The 16246-nt window shown below is 71.0% G+C and carries 17 protein-coding genes; 4 read left to right on the top strand and 13 right to left on the bottom strand.

Translation table 11 applies throughout. The annotated features are described in order from the left end of the window. The first annotated feature begins 494 nt into the window (after nucleotides 1-494). Together HN013_RS02900 and HN013_RS02905 are read left to right on the top strand one after the other, a co-directional pair. On the top strand, nucleotides 495-1163 hold the full coding sequence (locus HN013_RS02900; RefSeq protein ID WP_171162579.1) for a TrkA family potassium uptake protein: 669 nt from the start codon (nucleotides 495-497) through the stop codon (nucleotides 1161-1163). Beyond that, nucleotides 1163-1852, top strand: a complete 690-nt coding sequence (locus HN013_RS02905) for a TrkA family potassium uptake protein (protein WP_171162580.1) — start codon at nucleotides 1163-1165, stop codon at nucleotides 1850-1852. The genes HN013_RS02900 and HN013_RS02905 overlap by 1 nt, the downstream gene beginning before the upstream one ends. A 67-nt stretch (nucleotides 1853-1919) precedes the next feature. Here the strand turns inward: HN013_RS02905 and HN013_RS02910 are convergent, their stop codons facing one another. The 4 genes from HN013_RS02910 to HN013_RS02925 all read right to left on the bottom strand — a co-directional run bounded on the left by HN013_RS02910 (nucleotide 1920) and on the right by HN013_RS02925 (nucleotide 6508). Next, nucleotides 1920-2657, bottom strand: a complete 738-nt coding sequence (locus HN013_RS02910; RefSeq protein ID WP_398978133.1) for a DUF3159 domain-containing protein — start codon at nucleotides 2655-2657, stop codon at nucleotides 1920-1922. A 3-nt stretch (nucleotides 2658-2660) separates the two neighbouring features. Then, nucleotides 2661-3059 (bottom strand): OB-fold nucleic acid binding domain-containing protein, encoded by a 399-nt coding sequence (locus HN013_RS02915; protein ID WP_171162582.1) that lies wholly within the window; start codon nucleotides 3057-3059, stop codon nucleotides 2661-2663. Nucleotides 3060-3192: 133 nt separating this feature from the next. Further along, on the bottom strand, nucleotides 3193-3882 hold the full coding sequence (locus tag HN013_RS02920) for a response regulator (RefSeq protein WP_171162584.1): 690 nt from the start codon (nucleotides 3880-3882) through the stop codon (nucleotides 3193-3195). A gap of 73 nt (nucleotides 3883-3955) precedes the next feature. Beyond that, nucleotides 3956-6508 (bottom strand): sensor histidine kinase KdpD, encoded by a 2553-nt coding sequence (locus HN013_RS02925; protein ID WP_171162585.1) that lies wholly within the window; start codon nucleotides 6506-6508, stop codon nucleotides 3956-3958. A 350-nt stretch (nucleotides 6509-6858) separates the two neighbouring features. Between HN013_RS02925 and HN013_RS02930 the strand changes: the two genes are divergently transcribed. Next, nucleotides 6859-7614, top strand: coding sequence for an SDR family oxidoreductase (locus tag HN013_RS02930; protein ID WP_171162587.1), 756 nt, complete (start codon nucleotides 6859-6861; stop codon nucleotides 7612-7614). Between the two features lie 60 nt (nucleotides 7615-7674). Here the strand turns inward: HN013_RS02930 and kdpC are convergent, their stop codons facing one another. The 7 genes from kdpC to HN013_RS02965 form a co-directional block, all read right to left on the bottom strand. Beyond that, a complete protein-coding gene (gene kdpC, locus HN013_RS02935) occupies nucleotides 7675-8325 on the bottom strand; it encodes a potassium-transporting ATPase subunit KdpC (protein ID WP_171162589.1) in 651 nt (216 codons plus the stop codon). A gap of 7 nt (nucleotides 8326-8332) precedes the next feature. After that, entirely contained in the window at nucleotides 8333-10441 is a 2109-nt protein-coding gene (gene kdpB, locus HN013_RS02940) for a potassium-transporting ATPase subunit KdpB (RefSeq protein WP_171162592.1), read from the bottom strand. Next, nucleotides 10438-12129 carry a potassium-transporting ATPase subunit KdpA gene (kdpA, locus tag HN013_RS02945; protein WP_171162594.1) on the bottom strand — a complete coding sequence of 564 codons (1692 nt, stop codon included), beginning with the start codon at nucleotides 12127-12129 and terminating at the stop codon, nucleotides 10438-10440. Before kdpA ends, kdpB begins: the two co-directional genes overlap by 4 nt. Before the next feature lie 8 nt (nucleotides 12130-12137). Next, on the bottom strand, nucleotides 12138-12227 hold the full coding sequence (gene kdpF / locus HN013_RS02950) for a K(+)-transporting ATPase subunit F (RefSeq protein ID WP_171162596.1): 90 nt from the start codon (nucleotides 12225-12227) through the stop codon (nucleotides 12138-12140). 314 nt (nucleotides 12228-12541) lie between these two features. Next, nucleotides 12542-13309 (bottom strand): DUF3710 domain-containing protein, encoded by a 768-nt coding sequence (locus HN013_RS02955; protein WP_171162598.1) that lies wholly within the window; start codon nucleotides 13307-13309, stop codon nucleotides 12542-12544. Nucleotide 13310: 1 nt separating this feature from the next. After that, nucleotides 13311-13811, bottom strand: coding sequence for a dUTP diphosphatase (dut, locus tag HN013_RS02960; protein ID WP_171162599.1), 501 nt, complete (start codon nucleotides 13809-13811; stop codon nucleotides 13311-13313). After that, nucleotides 13808-14392, bottom strand: coding sequence for a PaaI family thioesterase (locus HN013_RS02965; protein ID WP_171162601.1), 585 nt, complete (start codon nucleotides 14390-14392; stop codon nucleotides 13808-13810). Before HN013_RS02965 ends, dut begins: the two co-directional genes overlap by 4 nt. A gap of 59 nt (nucleotides 14393-14451) precedes the next feature. Between HN013_RS02965 and HN013_RS02970 the strand changes: the two genes are divergently transcribed. Next, nucleotides 14452-14895 carry a DUF3093 domain-containing protein gene (locus tag HN013_RS02970; protein WP_171162603.1) on the top strand — a complete coding sequence of 148 codons (444 nt, stop codon included), beginning with the start codon at nucleotides 14452-14454 and terminating at the stop codon, nucleotides 14893-14895. A gap of 28 nt (nucleotides 14896-14923) precedes the next feature. Here HN013_RS02970 and HN013_RS02975 read toward each other — a convergent pair whose 3' ends face one another. Both HN013_RS02975 and HN013_RS02980 read right to left on the bottom strand, forming a co-directional pair. Beyond that, nucleotides 14924-15775 (bottom strand): hypothetical protein, encoded by an 852-nt coding sequence (locus HN013_RS02975; RefSeq protein ID WP_249374678.1) that lies wholly within the window; start codon nucleotides 15773-15775, stop codon nucleotides 14924-14926. 13 nt (nucleotides 15776-15788) lie between these two features. Next, nucleotides 15789-16085 (bottom strand): DUF4193 domain-containing protein, encoded by a 297-nt coding sequence (locus tag HN013_RS02980; RefSeq protein WP_004949312.1) that lies wholly within the window; start codon nucleotides 16083-16085, stop codon nucleotides 15789-15791. Nucleotides 16086-16246 lie beyond the last annotated feature (161 nt).

The following is a 16246-nucleotide window of genomic DNA, read 5'->3' on the forward strand; positions in this document are numbered from 1 at the left end:
AGCCGTCCCACTCATCCCTGTCCCCACTTCGTTGTCACGCACTGGCTGGGCTTGACACCAGCCTCGCCGCGGGGCCCTCACCGGGCACAGGTGCGCTGGGCACCCGGCTGACCTGTCCGGGGGTGGTGCGGCCACCAGGGGCCGCCGGGGAGCCGCCGGGGAGCCGGAACGCGCCCCCGCCGACGGCCGTGCGCCGTGTACACGGGTGTGCCGGGGCCACCGCGCGCCCCTCCGGGCGCCCTCCGCGCACCGGCGGCCGGCGGTGGTGCGGCCGGACGGCGGGTCCGGGGGGTCGGCCCACGGGGCGTTGCGGCTACCGTGGTGCCGTGCGCCGACGGAACGAGACACCCGTGGGCGCGGTCGAAGCGGTGACGTCGGCCGTCGCAACAGGGAGCGAGGGCCGGCCGGTGCCGGATGGGCTCGGATGAGCAGGAAGAAGTGAGCAGGGTGTTGGTGCAGGTCAACGCGGAATTCCGGAGTACGGGGCAGGCGTCGTGCACATTGTGATCATGGGGTGCGGGCGGGTCGGCTCGGCCCTGGCCCAGACCCTGGAGCAGCGAGGCCACACGGTCGCGGTCGTCGACCAGGACCCGACCGCCTTCCGGCGCCTCGGCTCCGGCTTCGGCGGACGACGGGTGACCGGTGTCGGCTTCGACCAGGACACCCTGCGCGAGGCGGGCATCGAGGAGGCGGGTGCCTTCGCCGCGGTGAGCAGCGGCGACAACTCCAACATCATCGCCGCCCGGGTGGCGCGCGAGATGTTCGGCGTCGAGAACGTGGCGGCCCGCATCTACGACCCGCGCCGCGCCGAGGTCTACCAGCGGCTCGGCATCCCCACGGTGGCCACCGTCCGGTGGACCGCCGACCAGATGCTGCGGCGGCTGCTGCCGTCCGGCGCGGAGCCCCTGTGGCGCGACCCCACCGGGGGCGTCCAGCTCGCCGAGGTCCCGGCCGCCGAGGCCTGGGTCGGGCACCGGATCAGCAGGCTCCAGGAGGAGACCGGCGTACGGGTGGCCTTCCTCACCCGGCTGGGCGAGGCGATGCTCCCGTCGTCCTCGACGGTGCTGCAGGAAGGTGACCTGGTGCATGTGGTGATGCGCACCGACGAGGTCGAGAAGGTGGAGGCCGCGTTCGCGCAGGGCCCCGAGGAAGGTGGGCACTGATGCGAGTTGCCATTGCGGGCGCCGGCGCCGTCGGCCGCTCGATCGCCGGCGAGCTGCTGGAGAACGGGCACGAGGTCCTGCTGATCGACAAGGCGCCGTCCGCCATCTCGGTGGAGCGGGTGCCGCTGGCCGAATGGCTGCTGGCCGACGCCTGCGAGATCACCTCCCTCGACGAGGCCGCGCTCCAGCGCTGCAACGTGGTGATCGCCGCGACCGGTGACGACAAGGTCAATCTGGTGGTCTCGCTGCTGGCCAAGACGGAGTACGGCGTGCCGCGCGTCGTGGCCCGGGTGAACAACCCCAAGAACGAGTGGCTGTTCAACGAGTCGTGGGGCGTGGACGTGGCCGTCTCGACGCCGCGCCTGATGTCGGCGCTGGTCGAGGAGGCCGTGAGCGTCGGCGACCTGGTCCGGCTGCTGCGCTTCAGCCAGGGCGACGCCAACCTGGTCGAGCTGACGCTGCCCCCGGAGGCGGCGCTGGCCGGCACCCGTGTCGGCGACGTGGACTGGCCCGAGGACACCTCGCTGGTCACCATCATCCGCGGCAACCGCGTCCTCACCCCCAACAAGGAGGACGCGCTGGAGGCCGGCGACGAGCTGCTGTTCGTCGCGGCGCCCGCGCGCGAGGAGCAGCTGGAGGACCTGCTGTCGGTCCGCCGCGAGGAGAGCCCCGAGGAGAACGCCGGCTGACCGGCGCGAGGACGGCGGAGGGCCCCCGGGACGTGTCCCGGGGGCCCTCGGCGTTCCGTACGCGGCGTTACGGGGTCACCTTGTCCGCCGCGGCCTTCGCCTCGCGCTCGGCCGCCTCCGCGGCCTCCTGCTCCGCGAAGACGTCGATCGGCGGCGGCGCCTTGGCCAGGAAGATCCAGGTCAGATAGACGGACAGCAGCATCGGCGGGATGCCGAGGGCCACCTTGACCCAGCCGAGCTGGGTGGCGTCGCCCCACCAGTAGAGTGGGAAGAGCACCGCCGACTTGGCGAGCAGGATCAGCCCCCAGGCCCAACTGGCCTTCGTGTACGCCTTCTTGCGGCCCGGGTTACGGGTGCGCCAGGAGAGGTTCTCCTTGAACACCGGGCCGAGGATCAGGCCGAGCAGCGGGACGCCGAGCATCGCCGTGACGATGTAGGCGACCGCCAGGCCCAGGGAGTAGAGCATGCCCGGCAGATAGAAGTTCTTGGCGTCGCCGGACATCATCGCGAAGACGGCGCCGAAGGCCACCCCGAAGACACCGCCGAAGGCGTGCTTGAGCGTGTCCTTGCGCAGCAGCCGGGCCGCCCCGAGCACGAGGGACAGGGCCAGGGCGGCGATGGCCGCCGTGTGGATGTTCCGGTTGACCGTGAACACCGCGACGAACACCAGGCCGGGCACGGTGGTCTCCACCATGCCCCGGACACCGCCGAACGCCTCGAACAGCGCGGCTTCGGTGGCCGAGCGGGACCCGTCGTCCCGGTGCTTTCCGGTCGGCCGGTCCATCGGCTCGTCGAGAGACGACAAGGGCTACTCCTGTCCGAGCGGTCGGAGTTCGTATCGGGGGTTGAACAGCACTCTCCGGCCACGGCTCATGGATATCCGGCCGGAGGCGATCAGCTTACGGCCCGGTTCTATCCCGGCGATGGAACGGCGCCCCAGCCACACGACGTCCAGGGCGGCCGACCCGTCGAACAGCTCGGCCTCCAGGGCGGGCACCCCGGCGCGCGGACGCAGGGTGACGGTCCGCAGCGTACCGGTGACCTTGACTATCTGCCGGTCGCCGCAGTCGCCTATCTTCGTGCAGCCCACCGCTTCCGCGTCCTGCTGCAGCTCGGCGTCGTGCAGCTCCTCCTGCGAGGTGGAAAGCCGGTCGAGCATCCGGCGGAAACGGCCGGTCGGCTTCTCGGAACGGGGTACGGCACTCATGAACCCAGCGTACCGGGGTCGGGCAGACCCCTTGCAGCCCTGTGACGACAGCTTCTCCGCACCTGGCCGGACGCCCCGGGCGCAGCGGGTGCCCCGGGCGCCTCCGGGAGCATTCCTGTCCGCCCCCGCCGCCTCACGTCTCGAACCGATACCCCATCCCCGGCTCCGTGATGAAGTGCTTCGGATGCGACGGATCCTGCTCCAGCTTGCGCCGCAGCTGTGCCATGTAGACGCGCAGGTAGTTGGTCTCGGTGCCGTACGACGGGCCCCAGACCTCCTGGAGGAGCTGCTTCTGGCTGACGAGACGGCCCGTATTGCGGACCAGCACCTCCAGCAGATGCCACTCGGTCGGCGTGAGCCGCACGTCCCGGCCCCCGCGGTTGACCTTCTTCGCCGCCAGGTCGACGGTGAAGGCCGCCGTCTCGACGATCGCGTCGTCGCCCGCCGCCGCGGCCCCCGTGGGCTCGGCGCGGCGGACCGCGGCGCGCAGCCGGGCCAGCAGCTCGTCCATGCCGAACGGCTTGGTGACGTAGTCGTCGGCCCCCGCGTCCAGCGCCTCGACCTTCTCGTCGGAGGTCTGGCGGGCCGAGAGCACCAGGATCGGCACCCGGGTCCAGCCGCGCAGCCCCTTGATCACCTCGACGCCGTCCATATCGGGCAGGCCCAGGTCGAGGATGACCACGTCGGGGTGGCGGGCGGCGGCGAGCTGGAGCGCGGTGGCGCCGTCGGGGGCGGCGTCGACCTCGTACTTGCGGGCCTTGAGGTTGATCACAAGAGCGCGGACGATCTGCGGCTCGTCATCCACCACGAGCACCCGGTTCATGCGGAACCACCTCTGCTGTTCATGCGGGCCCCGTCCTGGGGCCCGGGAAATCGACGGGGAGCGGCCGGACGGTTCATGTGGTGGCCTGTGCCGGGAGGTCGGGGCGCACGGGCGGGCGTCCCGCCGCCATCCGCAGGGTGAGCACCATGGTCATACCACCGCCGGGGGTGTCCTCGGCCGCGAGCGTGCCGCCCATGGCCTCGGCGAAGCCGCGGGCCACCGCGAGGCCGAGGCCGACGCCGGCACCGCGCGGGGCGTCGCCGTAGCGCTGGAAGGGCTCGAAGATCCGGTCCTTGGCGCTGTCGGGGACGCCGGGCCCGCGGTCGGCCACCCGGACCTCGACCCGGTCGCCCAGGGCGCTGGCCGCGACGTGCACGGGCGTGCCGGCCGGGCTGTACTTGACGGCGTTCTCGACGATGTTGGCGACGCTGCGTTCCAGCAGGCCCGGGTCGACGGCGACGATCGGCAGGGTCTCGGGGATGTCGAGGGTGACACTGCCCTCCGGGACGCCGCCGAGCGCCATCGGGACCACCTCGTCGAGGTCGATCTCGCGGATGAGCGGGGTGACGGTGCCGGTCTGGAGCCGCGACATGTCGAGGAGGTTGCCGACGAGGTGGTCGAGCCGGTCGGCGCCGTCCTCGATGCCGGCCAGCAGCTCGGCCTCGTCCTCCTCGGACCAGGCGACGTCGTCCGAGCGCAGCGAGGTCACGGCGGCCTTGATGGCGGCCAGCGGGGTGCGCAGGTCGTGGCTGACGGCGGCCAGCAGGGCGGTCCGGATGCGGTTGCCCTCGTCCAGCCTGCGGGCCCGTTCGGCCTCGCCGACCAGCCGCTGGCGGTCCAGGACGAGCGCCGCCTGGGCCGCGAAGGCGGCGAGCACCCGGCGGTCCTCGGCGGGCAGGACGCGGCCGGCGAGGACCAGCGCCATGGTGTCGCCGACCGGCATGTCCACGTCGCCGTCCTCGGGGCGCAGCAGCGGCTTGCCGGTGTGGGTGACGACGCTCGCGGCGCAGGTCCAGGGGTCGACGTCGCTGGCGCGCTCCAGGAGGGCGACGGAGTCCATGGCGAAGGTCTCCCGCAGCCGCTCCAGCAGCGCCTCCAGGCTGTTGTCGCCGCGCAGCACGCTGCCGGCGAGGAAGGAGAGGATCTCCGACTCGGCCCGCAGCCGGGCCGCCTGGTGCGTGCGGCGGGCGGCCACGTCGACCACGGACGCGACGGAGACCGCGACGAAGACGAAGATCGCCATGGCGACGATGTTCTTCGGGTTGGTGATGGTCAGCCGGTGCACCGGCTCGACGAAGTAGTAGTTCAGCAGCAGCGAGCCGAAGGCCGCCGAGGCCAGCGCCGGCAGCAGGCCGCCGAGCAGGGCGGCGGCCACCGTCGCGCACAGGAACAGCAGCATGTCGTTGGCCAGCCCCAGGTCCGGGACGACGTGCGTGAGCAGCAGGCTGAGCAGGGCGGGGCCGAGCACGCCGACGATCCAGCCGGCCACGATGCGGCCCCTGCCGAGCCGGGCGCCGCGGGCGACGGGCAGTCCCCGCCCCTTGGCGGCCTCCTCGTGGGTGACGATGTGGACGTCGAGGTCGGGGCCCGAGTCCCGGGCGACGGTCTGTCCGACGCCGGGCCCGAAGATGTACTGCCAGGTCTTGCGGCGGCTGGAGCCGAGGACGATCTGGGTGGCGTTGACCCCGCGCGCGAACTCCAGCAGCGAGGCGGGCACGTCGTCGCCTATGACGTGGTGGAACGTGCCGCCCAGGTCCTCCACGAGGGTGCGCTGGACCGCCAGCTCCTTGGGGGAGGCGGAGGTCAGCCCGTCGCTGCGGGCGATGTAGACGGCGAGGATCTCGCTGCCGGAGCCCTTGGCGGCCATCCGGGCGGCGCGCCGGATGAGGGTGCGGCCCTCGGGTCCGCCGGTGAGGCCCACGACGATGCGCTCGCGTGCCTGCCATATCGTCGAGACGTCGTGGTCGGTGCGGTACTGCCGCAGGTACTCGTCGACCCGGTCGGCGGTCCACAGCAGCGCCAGCTCGCGCAGGGCGGTCAGGTTGCCGGGGCGGAAGTAGTTGGAGAGCGCCGCGTCGACCTTGTCGGGCTTGTAGATGTTGCCGTGCGCCATGCGCCGGCGCAGGGCCTGTGGCGACATGTCGACCAGCTCGATCTGGCCGGCCCGGCGGACGACCTCGTCGGGGACGGTCTCCTGCTGCCGTACGCCCGTTATCGACTCGACCACGTCGCCCAGCGATTCGAGGTGCTGGATGTTGAGGGTCGAGACGACGTCGATGCCGGCCTGGAGCAGTTCCTCGACGTCCTGCCAGCGCTTGGTGTTGCGCGAGCCGGGGACGTTGGTGTGGGCGAGCTCGTCCACGAGGGCGACGGCCGGGCGGCGGGCCAGGACCGCGTCCACGTCCATCTCGGTGAACGTGCTGTCACGGTAGGTGATCTCATGGCGGGGCACCTCCTCCAGGCCGTGCAGCATGACCTCGGTGCGTGGGCGCCCGTGGTGCTCCACGAACCCCACGACGACGTCGGTGCCGCGCTCCACGCGGCGGTGGGCCTCGGAGAGCATGGCGTAGGTCTTGCCGACGCCCGGTGCCGCACCGAGGTAGATCCGGAGATTGCCGCGTCCCATGGCCCCATTGTCTTTCAGGCGTTCGCGACGGTGACCGGGCCGGTTCTCCGTCCTGAGTGCTGCACTGCCGCAGTCGAAGCTTACGGCGGACGGTCCGGACATATCGGTCCGGAGGGGAGCGTACGTCAGGTATTGACGCAGCTCTGACGCCTGCCGCTCCCCCGTGACCAGCGCGGACGCCTGCGCCGCCGCAGGAACCCGGGCCCTCGGGGTCCCGGCAGGCGAAGCGGGACGATCCGGAATAGCGTGGCATAAGCGGCATCCGCAGCGGGCCACGACGGCCACACGGCCGTCCAGGAGCGCCCGCTCCCGCCGCGAACCGTCCCGACACCCCTCGACGAGGAGGGACCATGCCCACGCGCACGCTCCAGGACAAGGTCGTCGTCATCGGTGGCGCGTCGAGAAACCTCGGCAGCCTCATCGCCAGGGAGATCGCTCCCGACGGGGCCAAGGTGGTCGTCCACTACAACAGCGATTCCTCGCGGGACAAGGCGGAACAGACCGCGGCCGACGTCAGGGCGGCCGGCGGGGAGGCCGTCACGCACCAGGGGGACCTCACCCGGGTCGCCGAGGTCGAGCGGCTCTTCGACGCGGCGGTACAGGCGTTCGGCAAGGTGGACTGCGTGGTCAACACCGCGGGCATGGTCATCAAGAAGCCGATGACCGAGACCACCGAGGAGGAGTTCGACAGGATGTTCGCCGTCAACACCAAGGCGGCGTACTTCATGATGCGCGAGGCCGCCAAGCGCGTCGAGGACGGCGGGAAGATCATCACCATCGTCACCTCGCTGCTGGCCGCCTACACCGGTTTGTACTCCGTCTACGCCGGCAGCAAGGCGCCCGTCGAACACTTCACCCGCGCCCTGTCCAAGGAGCTGTTCGGCCGGAACATCTCGGTCAACAACATCGCACCGGGGCCGATGGACACCGGGTTCTTCTACCCGGCGGAGTCGGACGACTCCATCGCTTACCACAAGTCGTCCGCCATGAACGGCGATCTGACCAAGATCGAGGACATCGTGCCGTATGTGAGGTTCCTGCTCACCGACGGCTGGTGGCTCAACGGGCAGACGCTGTTCGTCAACGGCGGCTACACCACCCGCTGACGGACGCGCGGAGGGGCCGCGCCGGACGGATCCGGCACGGCCCCTCGAAGCACCGCCTCCCTACCGGGACGCGGCCAGCTTCTTCAACGCCACGTTCAGCTTCAGGACGTTGACGTGCTCCTCGCCCATGAAGCCCAGCTGCCGCCCGTCCGTGTGGTCCTTCACCAGCCGCTCGACCTCGTCGGCCGGCAGCCCGTTGGCCTTGGCGACCCGGGCCGCCTGGAGGCGCGCGTACGCCGGGGAGATGTGCGGGTCAAGGCCGGAGGCCGAGGCGGTGAGGGCGTCCACCGGGACCGACGACGGGGAGACCCCGTTGAAGGCGGCGACGTCCGTACGGCGCTGTTCGACGGCGTCACGCAGGACCTTGCTGTCGGCGGCCAGGTTGGACGCGCCCGAGACGGTCAGGCTGTAGCGGGTGTTCTCGGCGTTGGGCCCGGCCGCCGAGGGGCGCGGCTGGAAGAACTTCGGGTCCGGCAGCGGGTTGCCGTCCTTGTCCTTCTTGTCCAGCGTGTAGCTCTGGCCGAGGAGCGCCGAGCCGACGGACTTGCCGTCCACCTTCACCTCGGAGCCGCTGGCCTTGTCATGGAAGGCGAGTTGGGCCAGGCCCGTGACGACCAGCGGGTAGATCACCCCGCAGACCACGGTGAGGACGAGCAGGGCGCGGAGCCCCGCCCCCATCAGCCGGGCTGCGCTGCGTACGGAGTAGTTCATGGTGTCGTCACCCGATGCCAGGGATGAGGGAGATGAGCAGGTCGATGATCTTGATGCCGATGAACGGGGCGATCAGCCCGCCCAGTCCGTAGATCCCGAGGTTGCGCCGGAGCATGCTGTCCGCGCTCATGGGCCGGTAGCGCACGCCCTTGAGGGCGAGGGGGACCAGCGCCACGATGATCAGCGCGTTGAAGATCACCGCCGACAGGATCGCGGACTCGGGCGAGTGCAGGCTCATGATGTTGAGCTTGTCCAGGCCCGGGTAGGCCACCGCGAACATCGCCGGGATGATCGCGAAGTACTTCGCGACGTCGTTGGCGATCGAGAAGGTGGTGAGCGCGCCGCGCGTGATGAGCAGCTGCTTGCCGATCTCGACGATCTCGATGAGCTTGGTGGGGTTGGAGTCCAGGTCCACCATGTTCCCGGCCTCCTTGGCGGCCGAGGTGCCGGTGTTCATCGCGACACCGACGTCCGCCTGGGCCAGCGCGGGTGCGTCGTTCGTCCCGTCGCCGGTCATCGCGACGAGCTTGCCGCCGGCCTGCTCGCGCTTGATGAGGGCCATCTTGTCCTCGGGGGTGGCCTCGGCGAGGAAGTCGTCGACGCCGGCCTCCTCCGCGATCGCCTTGGCCGTCAGCGGGTTGTCACCCGTGATCATGACGGTCTTGATGCCCATGCGGCGCAGTTCCTCGAACCGCTCGCGCATACCGTCCTTGACGACGTCCTTGAGGTGGATGACGCCGAGGACGCGCGCCCCCCTGTCGTCCTCCAGCGCGACGAGCAGCGGGGTGCCGCCCGCCTGCGAGATCTCGTCGGTGAGCTTGCGGGCGTCCTCGGCGACGGTGCCGCCCCGCTCCTCGACCCAGGCGAGGACCGAACCGGTCGCGCCCTTGCGGACCTTGCGGCCGTCGACGTCCACGCCGGACATCCGGGTCTGCGCGGTGAACGGGATCCACTCGGCGCCGACGAGCTCGCCCTCGTGCCGCTCCCGCAGCCCGTACTTCTCCTTGGCGAGGACGACGATCGAGCGGCCCTCGGGCGTCTCGTCCGCGAGCGACGAGAGCTGTGCGGCGTCCGCCACCTCGGCGGCCATCGTGCCCTTCACCGGGACGAACTCGGCGGCCTGCCGGTTGCCGTAGGTGATGGTGCCGGTCTTGTCGAGCAGCAGCGTCGAGACGTCGCCCGCGGCCTCCACCGCGCGCCCGGACATCGCCAGGACGTTGCGCTGGACGAGCCGGTCCATGCCCGCGATGCCGATCGCCGACAGCAGCGCTCCGATGGTGGTCGGGATGAGGCAGACCAGCAGGGCCGCCAGGACGATCATCGTCTGCTCGGCGCCCGCGTAGATCGCGAACGGCTGGAGGGTGATGACCGCCAGCAGGAAGACGATGGTCAGCGACGCCAGCAGGATGTTGAGCGCGATCTCGTTCGGCGTCTTCTGCCGTGCCGCGCCCTCGACCAGATTGATCATCCGGTCGATGAAGGTCTCGCCCGGCTTGGTCGTGATCTTGATGACGATGCGGTCGGAGAGCACCTTGGTGCCACCGGTGACGGCCGAACGGTCGCCACCGGACTCGCGGATGACCGGGGCCGACTCGCCGGTGATCGCCGACTCGTCGACGGAGGCCACGCCCTCGACGACGTCGCCGTCGCCCGGGATGATGTCCCCCGCCTCGCAGACGACGAGGTCGCCCACCCGCAGCTCGGTGCCCGGCACCGACTCCTCGGTGCCCCCGGACAGCCGGCGGGCCACCGTGTCGGTCTTGGCCTTGCGCAGGGTGTCGGCCTGGGCCTTGCCCCGGCCCTCGGCGACGGCCTCCGCGAGGTTGGCGAAGAGCACGGTCAGCCAGAGCCAGACGGTGATCGTCCAGCCGAACCAGTCGCCCGGGTCCTTCAGGGCCAGCACGGTGGTGACCAGCGAGCCGATCTCCACCACGAACATCACCGGGGACTTGACCATCACCCGGGGGTCAAGCTTGCGGAAGGCGTCGGGCAGCGACCGCACCAGCTGCGCCGGGTCGAAGAGACCGCCGGAGACCCGGCCCTGCTCCTCGGAGCCGTGCGGCCGCTCGTCCTTCGGGTCCTCGGGAGCGGTACGGACAGGGGTGGTCGTGCTCATGAGAGTCCCTCCGCCATCGGGCCAAGGGCCAGGGCCGGGAAGTAGGTCAGTCCGGTGATGACGATGATCGCGCCCACGAGCAGACCGGCGAAGAGCGGCTTCTCGGTGCGCAGCGTGCCCGCCGTCTCGGGCACGGGCTTCTGCTCGGCGAGCGAGCCGGCCAGCGCCAGGACGAAGACCATCGGGAGGAAGCGGCCGAGCAGCACGGCGAGGCCGATCGTGGTGTTGTACCAGGGGGTGTTGGCGTTCAGGCCGGCCATCGCCGAGCCGTTGTTGTTGGCACCGGACGTGAACGCGTACAGGACTTCGGAGAAGCCGTGCGCGCCGCTGCCGTTCACGGAGTTCCCCGCCGTGTTGAGGATCGACTCCGGCGGGCCGTTCAGCGCCATGGACAGGGCGGTGAAGCCCAGCACCAGCGTCGGGGTGATGAGGATGTAGCACGCGGCGAGCTTGATCTCGCGGGTGCCGATCTTCTTGCCGAGGTACTCGGGCGTACGGCCGACCATCAGGCCCGCGATGAACACGGCGATGATCGCCATGACGAGCATGCCGTAGAGGCCGGAACCGACACCGCCGGGCGCGATCTCGCCGAGCATCATGCCCAGCAGCGTGATCCCGCCGCCGAGGCCGGTGAACGAGGAGTGGAACGAGTCCACCGCGCCGGTCGAGGTGAGGGTCGTGGTGGTCGCGAAGATCGCCGAGGCGCCGACGCCGAACCGCTGTTCCTTGCCCTCCATCGCCCCGCCGGCCGCCTGGAGCGCGGCACCGTGGTGGGCGTACTCGGTCCACATCATCAGCGCGGTGAAGCCGAGCCAGATCAGGCCCATGGTGGCCAGGATCGCGTAGCCCTGCTTGACGTTGCCGACCAGCTTGCCGAACGTGCGGGTGAGCGCGAACGGGATGACGAGGATCAGGAAGATCTCGAAGAGGTTGGAGAACGCGTTGGGGTTCTCGAACGGGTGGGCCGAGTTGGCGTTGAAGTAGCCGCCGCCGTTGGTGCCCAGCTCCTTGATGACTTCCTGCGAGGCCACGGCACCGCCGTTGACCTGCTGCGTGCCACCCGTGAGCTGACCGATCTCGTGGATGCCCGCGAAGTTCTGGATGGCGCCGCAGGCGACCAGGACCAGCGCGCCGATCACCGAGATCGGGATGAGGATGCGGACCGTGCCGCGCACCAGGTCGGCCCAGAAGTTGCCGAGTTCACCGGTCCGGGACCGGGCGAAGCCCCGGACCAGCGCGATGGCGACGGCCATGCCGACGGCGGCGGAGACGAAGTTCTGCACCGCGAGACCGAGCGTCTGCACGGCGTGGCCCATGGCCTGCTCGCCGGAGTACGACTGCCAGTTGGTGTTGGCGACGAACGACGCGGCGGTGTTGAACGCCTGGTCCGGGCTGATCGCGGTGAAGCCGAGCGACAGCGACTTCGGCAGGACGCCCTGGGCCCGCTGGAGCAGGTAGAGGAACAGGATGCTCGCGAGCGAGAAGGCGAGGACGCCGCGCAGGTACGCGGGCCAGCGCATCTCGGCGCGGGGGTTGGCGCCGACGAGGCGGTAGATCCACCGCTCGGCGCGCAGGTGCTTCTCGGAGCTGTACACGTGGGCCATGTAGTCGCCGAGCGGGCGGTAGACCAACGCCAGCGCCGCGACGAGCGCGGTGAGCTGGAGGACTCCGGAGAGGACGGGGCTCATATCTGTGCTCAGAACCTCTCCGGGAAGACGAGGGCGAGGATCAGGTAGCCCAGCAGGGCGACGGCCACGACCAGGCCGACGATGTTCTCGGTGCTCACAGCTTCGTCACCCCCTTGGCGACGAGAGCCACCAGCGCGAAGACCGCGATTGCGGTGGCGACGAAGGCCACGTCGGCCATCGTGTGCTCCTAGAGAGTTCGGATATGAACGGACCTCTAGAGGAAACCTCTGTTACCGAGGTGTACGGCAGGCGTTGACGCCTCTCTTACGGCCATTAGCGCCCCCTTGACGAGTTTCATACGGAGACGCCGTGGACCTGCGAAAACGCCGCCGGGCCGGAACCCCTGGGAAGGGGTTCCGGCCCGGCGGAAGGGCACAATCCGGCCGCTCGGAGCGGCCGTTGGCGGTCTGGGTCAGCGGATCTCGGAGATCTCCGGTCCGCGCTGGAGGCGCTCCACGCCTCCGGCGAAGCGCGAGCCCTGCTGCTCGTCCTGCATGCCCTCGGCGACCATCTGGGCGTCGTCGGGCAGCTTCAGGACGATCGGGTCGCGGGGCGCCATCGGCGACTCACCACGCACCACGACGGTGTCACGGAAGATCTGCTCCAGCATTCCGGCGGTCTGCGGCTGCACCGCGCCCTGGCCCGAGATCACACCGCGCAGGAACCAGCGCGGTCCGTCACAGCCCACGAAGCGCACCAGCTGCACCCCGTTCGTCCCGTCCGGGAGGGTGACGGGCACCTGTGCCCGCAGCTCCCAGCCCAGCGGGCCCTGCACCTCGTCCACGACACCGCCCTGCTGGGTGATGCCGCCGGCGATCTCGTCCCGCACCTCGTGCCAGATGCCCTCGCGCTTGGGGGCGGCGAACGCCTGGAGCTGCACCGCGCTGTCGCGCAGCACGACGGTCGCGGCGACGATCGCGTCCCCGGCGACCTCGACCCGCAGCTCCATTCCCTCGACCCCCGGCACGAACATCCCGCCCAGGTCGACCCGGTCCTCGGCGGGTGCGTGGACCTCGGAGACGTCCCACGGCCCGTCCGGGCGCGGTTCCGGCTCCAGCCGGACCCGGCTCTCGGCCGCGGCGTCCTGTGCGGACTCCGCGTCCTCTGCGGACTCCTCGGAGGTCACGTCGTCGAACTGGTCGACGGCGTCCTCGCTGCGCTTGCGGCGACGACCGAACACGTCACTGTCCTTCCCGGTCAGAGGCGACCGAAGCGAATCCATGCCCCACGGCTGCGTGGCCCCCGGTGGACCCGAAGCCCCCTTCGCCCCGCGCCGAGCCGGGAAGCTCCGCCACCTCGTGGAAGCGGACCTTCTCGACCTGCTGGACAACCAACTGGGCAACGCGGTCGAACCTCTCGAACCGCACGCTCTCGCGCGGGTCCAGATTGACCACAATCACCTTGATCTCTCCACGGTACCCGGCATCGATGGTCCCCGGGGCGTTCACCATGGAGACCCCGCACCGGGCGGCCAGGCCCGAGCGCGGATGCACGAAGGCCGCATACCCGTCGGGCAGCGCGATCGACACCCCCGTGGGCAGCACCATCCGCTCCCCCGGGGCGAGCACGGCGGCCTCGGTGGTCACCAGATCGCATCCGGCGTCGCCCGGGTGACCGTAGGAGGGGATCGGCACCTCGGGGTCGACGCGGCGGATCAGGACGTCGACGGGCTCACGGCTCACGGGTTCACCTCGAAGGCTCGGACGACCTTGACCTGATCGGGGTCGGCGAGCGCCGCCTTGATGTCGGCGGGGCGGCCGTTGTTGATGAAGTGCTCGACCTCGACCTCGATGAAGACCGCGTCCGCGCGGACCGCGACGGGCCCGTCGGGACCGCCGAGCCGTCCGGTGGCCGTGCAGTAGATCTTGCGGTGGTGGACGGCGACGGCCTCGGCCTCCAGGTACAGCACGCTGTCCACGGGAACGGGCCGCAGGAAGTCCGTCTCCAGCCGGCCGGTGACCGCGATGACCCGGGTGAGCCAGTTCAGCGATCCCAGCGTCTCGTCCAGCGCCGTGGCCAGCACACCGCCGTGTGCCAGGCCGGGGGCTCCCTGGTGGGCCTCCTTGACCCGGAACTCGGCCGTCACGGCCACGCCCTCGCGGGCCCGTACCTCCAGGTGCAGGCCGTGCGGTACGCCACCACCGCAGCCGAAGCAGTTCTCGTAGTGCGCCCCGATGACCTCACCCGGCGCGGGGGCCTCGGGGTGCCGCACCGGCGGCCCGGCGTCGGCCGGCGGTGTCAGCGCTGTCGTTCTTCCACTCACAGGGGCTGACCTTACCCGCGCGAGAGGTGCCCGGTCCCGCCCGTGCCAAGCTTGGGCCCATGCAGCATTACGAAGAACGCCTGACCGCGCCCCGTTCCTGGTGGACCGTCGCGGTTCTCGTCGGGGTGGCCATGGCCCTGATCACGCTGCCGCTCGGCACCATTCCGATGCTCGTCGGTCTCGTCGGAGGCGTGGCGCTGGCGACGATCGGGGTCAGCGCCTACGGCTCGGTGCGGATCCGGGTGGTGGGGGACACCCTGCTGGCGGGGGACGCGCGGATCCCGTGCGAGGCGCTGGGCGAGGCCCGGGTGCTGGACCCGGAGGAGGCCCGTGCCTGGCGCACCCACAAGGCCGACAGCCGGGCGTTCATGCTGCTGCGCGGGTATGTGCCCACCGCCCTGCGGATCGAGGTCACGGACCCGGCCGATCCGACGCCCTACCTCTACCTCTCCACCCGCTCCCCCGAGCGGCTGGCCGCCGCCGTGGCGGCCGGACGCGGCTGAGCGGGCCGCGGGGGCCGGAGGAGGCGGCTCAGGGCCCTTCCGGGGCCGGCAGCGCGTCCCAGGGCACCTGGCTCCGGCGCAGGTCGGTACGGACCTTGTCGGCGAGCCTGCGGGTGTCGCGACGGTTCATGACCGCCCCGACGGTCGCGCCGATCATGAAGGGCGCGAGGTTGGGGAGGTTGCGGAAGGTGCGCTTGAGGACCCGCTGCCGCAGTTCGCGCCGGAGCTGGACGCCGAGCGCCGCGTTGACGCTGGTGGGCTTGGTGACGTCCACGCCGCGCTCGTCGGCCCACGCCGCGAGGTAGGCGACCGCGCGCTGGCGGGTGGTGCCGGGCGCCCGGAGGCCGTAGACCTCGTGCAGCTCGGCGATGAGTTTGAATTCCAGGGCCGCGACGCCGACGATCTCGGCGGCGAGCTCGGCCGGCATGGCCGGCGGGACGGGCAGCATGGCCGCGGCCCCGATGCCGGCCCCCACGGTGGACGTGCCGTAGGCGGCGCCGGCCACCAGTTTGTCGGCGATCTCCTCCGGGCCGAGGCCCGGGAACTGACCGCGCAGGGTCGCCAGGTCCCGTACGGGGATCCGGGGGGCGTTGGCGATGATCCGGTCGGCGACGGCGGTCAGCCCCGCCCGTGCGCCCCGGCTCCATCGCCTGGCCTTCCCGGTCACCGCGGACCGGCCGTCGGGAAGGGAGTCCGTGCCCTTCACGACCTTGCCGCCGCGGCCGACCGCGGCGGCGAGCGAGGCCAGGGGGCCCCGCTCGGCGTTCGTGTCGGCCGCATCGCGCTCCACGGCCTCGTCGGGCCTCGCGGCGTCCCCCGTACGCCCAAGGGCCCCGGACCGCCGCGAGAGCCGCTTCCGGAACGGTTCCGAGCCTGCCATCGCAGACCCTTGCCTACTCGCAGTCGCGGCAGATCGGCTGGCCGTTCTTCTCACCGGCCAGCTGGCTGCGGTGGTGCACGAGGAAGCAGCTCATGCAGGTGAACTCGTCGGCCTGCCGGGGCAGGACGCGCACGGACAGTTCCTCGTTGGAAAGGTCCGCGCCCGGCAGCTCCAGGCCCTCTACGGCCTCGAACTCGTCGACGTCGACGGCCGAGGCCGACTTGTCGTTCCGCCGGGACTTCAGTTCCTCGATGCTGTCCTCGTTGACGTCATCGTCGGTCTTGCGTGGGGTGTCGTAGTCCGTTGCCATGTCGCTCTCCCCCTCTGGGTGTCTGCGGTGTCTCCAGCGCACGTAACGCGTGAGAGGCCGGACTTGTGCCCGACCCGAGGCGGAGATTTTGCCTCACATCAAGGTCTGTTACTCAATCGACACCCAACCGCACACCTGAAGAGGTGATCGGATCGGGTGGC

Source organism: Streptomyces sp. I05A-00742, from assembly GCF_013055795.1.
Lineage (GTDB): Bacteria > Actinomycetota > Actinomycetes > Streptomycetales > Streptomycetaceae > Streptomyces.

Bases quoted from the DNA above. Each gene is read 5' to 3' on its own strand.
- HN013_RS02920 (WP_171162584.1), bottom strand. From the start codon at position 3,882: ATGAACCGGGTGCTCGTGGTGGATGACGAGCCGCAGATCGTCCGCGCT.
- kdpA (WP_171162594.1), bottom strand. From the start codon at position 12,129: ATGAGCCCCGTCCTCTCCGGAGTCCTCCAGCTCACCGCGCTCGTCGCG.
- HN013_RS02980 (WP_004949312.1), bottom strand. From the start codon at position 16,085: ATGGCAACGGACTACGACACCCCACGCAAGACCGACGATGACGTCAAC.
- kdpC (WP_171162589.1), bottom strand. From the start codon at position 8,325: ATGAACTACTCCGTACGCAGCGCAGCCCGGCTGATGGGGGCGGGGCTC.
- HN013_RS02930 (WP_171162587.1), top strand. From the start codon at position 6,859: ATGCCCACGCGCACGCTCCAGGACAAGGTCGTCGTCATCGGTGGCGCG.
- HN013_RS02970 (WP_171162603.1), top strand. From the start codon at position 14,452: ATGCAGCATTACGAAGAACGCCTGACCGCGCCCCGTTCCTGGTGGACC.
- HN013_RS02905 (WP_171162580.1), top strand. From the start codon at position 1,163: ATGCGAGTTGCCATTGCGGGCGCCGGCGCCGTCGGCCGCTCGATCGCC.
- HN013_RS02975 (WP_249374678.1), bottom strand. From the start codon at position 15,775: ATGGCAGGCTCGGAACCGTTCCGGAAGCGGCTCTCGCGGCGGTCCGGG.
- kdpB (WP_171162592.1), bottom strand. From the start codon at position 10,441: ATGAGCACGACCACCCCTGTCCGTACCGCTCCCGAGGACCCGAAGGAC.
- HN013_RS02925 (WP_171162585.1), bottom strand. From the start codon at position 6,508: ATGGGACGCGGCAATCTCCGGATCTACCTCGGTGCGGCACCGGGCGTC.
- HN013_RS02915 (WP_171162582.1), bottom strand. From the start codon at position 3,059: ATGAGTGCCGTACCCCGTTCCGAGAAGCCGACCGGCCGTTTCCGCCGG.